This is a genomic window from Streptomyces sp. NPDC051776, from assembly GCF_040681345.1.
In the GTDB taxonomy this organism is placed as follows: domain Bacteria; phylum Actinomycetota; class Actinomycetes; order Streptomycetales; family Streptomycetaceae; genus Streptomyces.
In genome coordinates this window covers 1-4,634 of record NZ_JBFAYQ010000118.1, presented here as the reverse complement: position 1 = coordinate 4,634, position 4,634 = coordinate 1, and the positions used below count along the sequence as shown (strand labels likewise).

At 38.1% G+C, this 4,634-nt stretch carries 6 protein-coding genes; 1 reads left to right on the top strand and 5 read right to left on the bottom strand.

The features are described 5' to 3' along the window. A partial coding sequence (locus AB0M26_RS31315) for a hypothetical protein (RefSeq protein ID WP_365266304.1) occupies window positions 1-188 on the top strand: 188 nt, incomplete at its 5' end. Between the two features lie 793 nt (window positions 189-981). Here AB0M26_RS31315 and AB0M26_RS31310 read toward each other — a convergent pair. The 5 genes from AB0M26_RS31310 to AB0M26_RS31290 all read right to left on the bottom strand — a co-directional run. Further along, complete coding sequence (locus AB0M26_RS31310) at window positions 982-1,293, bottom strand: hypothetical protein (RefSeq protein WP_350977985.1); 312 nt, start codon at window positions 1,291-1,293, stop codon at window positions 982-984. Window positions 1,294-1,838: 545 nt separating this feature from the next. After that, the gene (locus AB0M26_RS31305; RefSeq protein ID WP_010891392.1) at window positions 1,839-2,750 is read right to left on the bottom strand and encodes a magnesium transporter CorA family protein; all 912 of its coding nucleotides are present in this window, start codon (window positions 2,748-2,750) and stop codon (window positions 1,839-1,841) included. 93 nt (window positions 2,751-2,843) lie between these two features. Continuing rightward, the gene (locus AB0M26_RS31300; protein WP_351661596.1) at window positions 2,844-3,104 is read right to left on the bottom strand and encodes a hypothetical protein; all 261 of its coding nucleotides are present in this window, start codon (window positions 3,102-3,104) and stop codon (window positions 2,844-2,846) included. 327 nt (window positions 3,105-3,431) lie between these two features. Next, window positions 3,432-4,382, bottom strand: a complete 951-nt coding sequence (locus tag AB0M26_RS31295) for a magnesium transporter CorA family protein (protein ID WP_014570897.1) — start codon at window positions 4,380-4,382, stop codon at window positions 3,432-3,434. Window positions 4,383-4,408: 26 nt separating this feature from the next. Then, on the bottom strand, window positions 4,409-4,634 hold a 226-nt coding region (locus AB0M26_RS31290), incomplete at its 5' end, for a hypothetical protein (RefSeq protein WP_365266307.1).

Genomic DNA, 4,634 nt, shown 5'->3' with positions numbered 1-4,634 from the left:
CCGTTTCCCAGAGGATAGGTGACCGGGTTCAGCGCGTCGGGCAGCTGGCTCCCGGTGCGGCGAGCTGGGCTAACACCACCAACGGCAAGCTCGCCCGCCGCATCGATCAGGCCAGCGAACAGACCATCCCCGCCATCGCGGCCTGCCCAAAGGATCATGGCTGGAATTTTTTTGACGCAAAAGATTAAAAGATTAAAATATATAAGATAAATATATATATAGGCTTCGCCTATTTTTTATTTTTTTCAAAAATGTAAAATCCAAAGTCAAAATCATCAAAAAAAGGAGTGAGCGAAAACCACGCTCACATTTTACTTGCAGCGTTCACTCGCACTCGCTAAAAGAAAAGATCAAACCCTCTCTTAGGACTTTCTTGGATTCCCTCTAATTGCTCGTATACGCTGTTTTAACTATTTGACTAGCTAAATACTCATACTTTGCAATCAAGCGTCTTACAGACGGTCAGGGCAAGCCCTAACAACCCTTAAATGGAAAACCTATACTTTGTTTAACTTGTTTTTTTACAACTTAAAACAAGCTATTCAATTCAAAATCACTTTAAACCCACTTAAAAGCTCGTTTAAGCATTCTTAATGTTCCCTTTGAACAAATAGACAGTTTCGAATTAAAGTCGCTTAAATCGAGTTTTAGAGCGTTTTAAAATAGAATGATGAAAAACTAAAAAGTTTCAAACGCTGGTCGGCTTGTTTCGTAAAAAAAGAGTGCAATGCGCACTTACACATCACTCTAAAAACGAGTGATGTAATGGCTAAAAATCGTGTATCAGAAGTTGCTTATCGCAACAACAAAATTTCATGCTAGTAGCGTCTCTTAAATGAGTGAGTCTTTGTTTCAATTTGTGATACATTTTTCTGATCCATCAAGAACTTCCTCAAAGATAAAATGCCCCAGCGCTCATTCCTCAATCGCCCTTTGTCATTGATTTTGTAATAAGCATTGCGCCCTATTCGGTTACAATCCTCACAACAAAATAGCAAATATAAACCCATAAATACTGCTGTAAGCTATCACATTGTAATACAAATTACTTCGTTCTTGTATTACAATGTGGCTTGAAAAGGGGGAAGTTTCACTTTCCCCTTTTATCCCCTTTGGATTGTGTCGATTTGCTTTACGCAAACGCCACCTACCCATTTTATAAAAATAAAATGGGCAAAAGATCTTTCTTTTTGTCATACAAAAAGAAGAAAAAGAGGGACGATTTTCTTCTTCCGAAATCGTCCCTCTTTTTGGATGAACGAACAAAAAATCTCTCGTATTTTGTTTGTTCATCCACTAAAAATATGCGAACAGTATGGCTTCATTCAATTCTGTTCTTACAAGTCAAAAGCATCGAATCGTCCAAGGACGATTCAACAAAAAAAGTAGTCGTTTTTGGACGACTACTAAGTTCTAAACATTCATTACCCAAAATCAATTTGGTCTAACATCGTTTCTCGACTAGCTTGATCTAATCCAAGATACGTTAAGGTCATAGCTTCACTTGAATGGTTTAATAAATGCATCACTAAACCAATATTATAGTTTGACTGCGTATAGACCCGATAAGCGCCTGTTTTACGCATGGTGTGTGTGCCTAGATAGTTGATACCTAATAGATCACCAACACGTGACAAGACCCGGGTTGACCCCAGAGCATAAGGCAGAAAATCCAGTAACGAACAAAAAACGTTCGCTACTGGATTTTTTGTCTTATGTGGCCGGGGTCAGGGTCGTCGGAGCGTATTTCAGAAGCCGAAGGGTGCTCAAAATAGCATAACTGCTCAACTATACACATTCCAAAAAAGTCCCCCACCCAGCAGCAAGTCACTCACCCATCACATCTTCCGCCAGAACTTCAGCATAATCAGCATCGCCACAATCAAGGCGACAGAAATCCCCAAAGTCAGCATCCAAGCATCTTGCATCCCGGCTAACGGGAGTTTCTTCACGTTCATCCCATAGAATCCGGTAATGATCGTTGGCACAGCCATGGTCAGTGACCAAATTGTCAAAAATTTCATTGTATCGTTCAGGTTGTTATTAGCAAGGCTGTTGAGGGTATGATCGATTCGGTCAACGACTTGGGTTTCAATCTCAAACATCCGTTGGACCTGTTCTCCTTCAATTTGCACGTCTTCGAATAAATCAATTTTATCTTGGTCAGCACCGACACCAAAATGGGTCTTTGGCAAACGATCGAGTTCACTGAGATTGGTTTGGACCGCGCTGGACAAAAAGGTCAACGTCTGTTGAAGATATGAAAGTGAAACCAAGTCACTGTTCTTCGTCTTCCGGTTCAACATTTTATCCAAATAGTTGCGTTTCTTGGTAATGGCGCGAGAAATTGGGATAAAACTGACAACAACTGTAAACAGTGTTTGCAGAATAAATGCATCGACGCTCTTAACCTCGGGATTATCCAATGCCGAGTAAAGTGCCGTGTTGACTTCAGGTATGCCGCTTTGATTAAACGTGAATAAAACGCCCTTATGGAGCAACATGCCAAATGGCTGGGTAATGTATCTCAGCGCATCTTTGTCGAGGGCATACGGCGCCAGAAAGATGAATAATTGGTAGTCCTCATTGATATCATAAACATAATTAGTACTTTCATCATTATCAGTGACGTACTCAATAATATCTTCATCGATGCCATACTGATCTTCGAGGGTTGCCCGTTCTTCGGCATTGATTTGAATCGTTTCAATCCATTTGGTTCCATTGATTGTCTTTTCGGGTTTGATCATTTAGTAATTCCCCTGTTAGTTATTAACCTCTATTTTAGACTAAAAGAAAAGAAGCTGCAGACAAATTTTTAAATTGTCAACGATTCCCAACTGCTAAACACTTTTATAAAGAATATAACGGAAACCTTGTCGGGCTGCCATTTTGTCGGTACCGCTCATATCAAAGGTTTCAGCCGTTTTATTAGCAAAATCCTTTTTAATATACACGTCTTTTGCTGTAACTTCTAAATCTGCTAAATAAAGTTTGTTAGGTAGGTTTCGTTTTTTCTTTGGGTTAAATCCTTGCTTGATTTGAAATAATAGTCCTGCTATATATGATCCATTATACCATTTAAACAAAAAAACAGCCCCCATTATCTACCTAGTAGATAACGGGGACTGTTTTAATAGGTTTTCACAGGGGCGATTATATAATTATAGACCCTGAGCTAAGGAATGTACTGATGTTTTCTAGTATAGTCCCTAGTCTGGCATCCCAAACAACTTTTCGTTTATACCCTTATCATGTGACCATTTAATCAACATATCAATTGTCAGAGGATATATGGCTATCTTTGAATATTCTAACTCTCATACTGTGAAGGAAGCCGCTGAAGCTATTAAATTATTGAAAGGAACCAGCCTTTTAATAAGTCAACAAAGAAATTCTGCTTTAAATCATATTGGGGTATCACAAATACTTTACAAATATGTTTTGCGTCGCAGCAAAAACCAGCAAATTAGGCTTAGTATAACAGAGATAATCAGCACAGCAAAAACACCATAAGAAGATTTTTCAAACGGGCCATCGACATTGACTCCCCAAAAACCAAAAATGATTGCTGGAATAGTCAAAACGATTGATATCTCTGTTAGAGTTTTCATAATCATGTTTAGCTGATACGAAATCATATTGTTTATCATATTTTCCAAATAATCCAAATATTGACTGTAACCTAAAATAATTCTATCCATTGTGTCGCTTGTATTGTATATCTCATCAATTATTTTTTGGGTGGTAAAATCAATATCATTAATAGTTGTAAAATTTTTTTTAATGAAATCCAGCGCTTTGTGATTAGCGCCATAGGTTGTTGACAAAGCTATCATGTATTTTTGAAGAGTCAATAAATCACCAAACGTTGGTCTGAGTGAACCGGACGTTGATATTTCTGAGTCTAAATCATCAATTTTTTCCTTGACTCCACGAAGGTCGTCAAGCATCACATGGAAATCTTTTTGCATGATCTTTAAAAGTACTTCCTGCATGAAATTATCGACATCATGTAAAACCATATTGGATAAGAGTTCGGGAATGAATTTTAATTTTTGTTTTGTAAAAATTATCAACTTATTTTTAAATACCAAGAAAACAACAGATGTCGTCAGATTATCTAGATGCCCACCTTCATGTATCTCGGGAAACAAATAACTTACGAGCAAACTTTTTTCATCGTTCTGATCTATCATCGTGTCATATGCAACTCGATCATCAAACGTTAGTATATTGTCTATGTTAAAGTCAGATCTATGTTCAAAAGATTCGATATATTCTCGTTCGTCACCATAAACATAAACAACAGACGAATTTTTGATATTTGATTCTGACGAAACTAATAATGTATTTTTTGTTAAAGAATAAGTTTTCAGCATTGTAATCCTCCTGCTTTATATTTTTCTCAAAAATAAATGCGTAATTGTTGTGGAATAAATACGTTATCAGTTTTAAAAACATTTTGTCTTATGTATGATAACCTGCTAAAAATTTTATCTCGCACATTATCTAGACAATCTCGTCTCCAGCTTCTAATGTCGTCGGCGGTCGCCGGGGAGGCGGGCCGAGGCGCGGCGGTGTTGCCGGTCCAGGCGCCGAGGGTGTCCCCGAGGACGGACGTGAGGTCGATC

What these genes read in the sequence shown, in the direction of transcription:
- AB0M26_RS31310 (WP_350977985.1), bottom strand. Translation starts at nt 1,293, where the DNA reads ATGAACAAACAAAATACGAGAGATTTTTTGTTCGTTCATCCAAAAAGA.
- AB0M26_RS31305 (WP_010891392.1), bottom strand. Translation starts at nt 2,750, where the DNA reads ATGATCAAACCCGAAAAGACAATCAATGGAACCAAATGGATTGAAACG.
- AB0M26_RS31300 (WP_351661596.1), bottom strand. Translation starts at nt 3,104, where the DNA reads ATGGGGGCTGTTTTTTTGTTTAAATGGTATAATGGATCATATATAGCA.
- AB0M26_RS31295 (WP_014570897.1), bottom strand. Translation starts at nt 4,382, where the DNA reads ATGCTGAAAACTTATTCTTTAACAAAAAATACATTATTAGTTTCGTCA.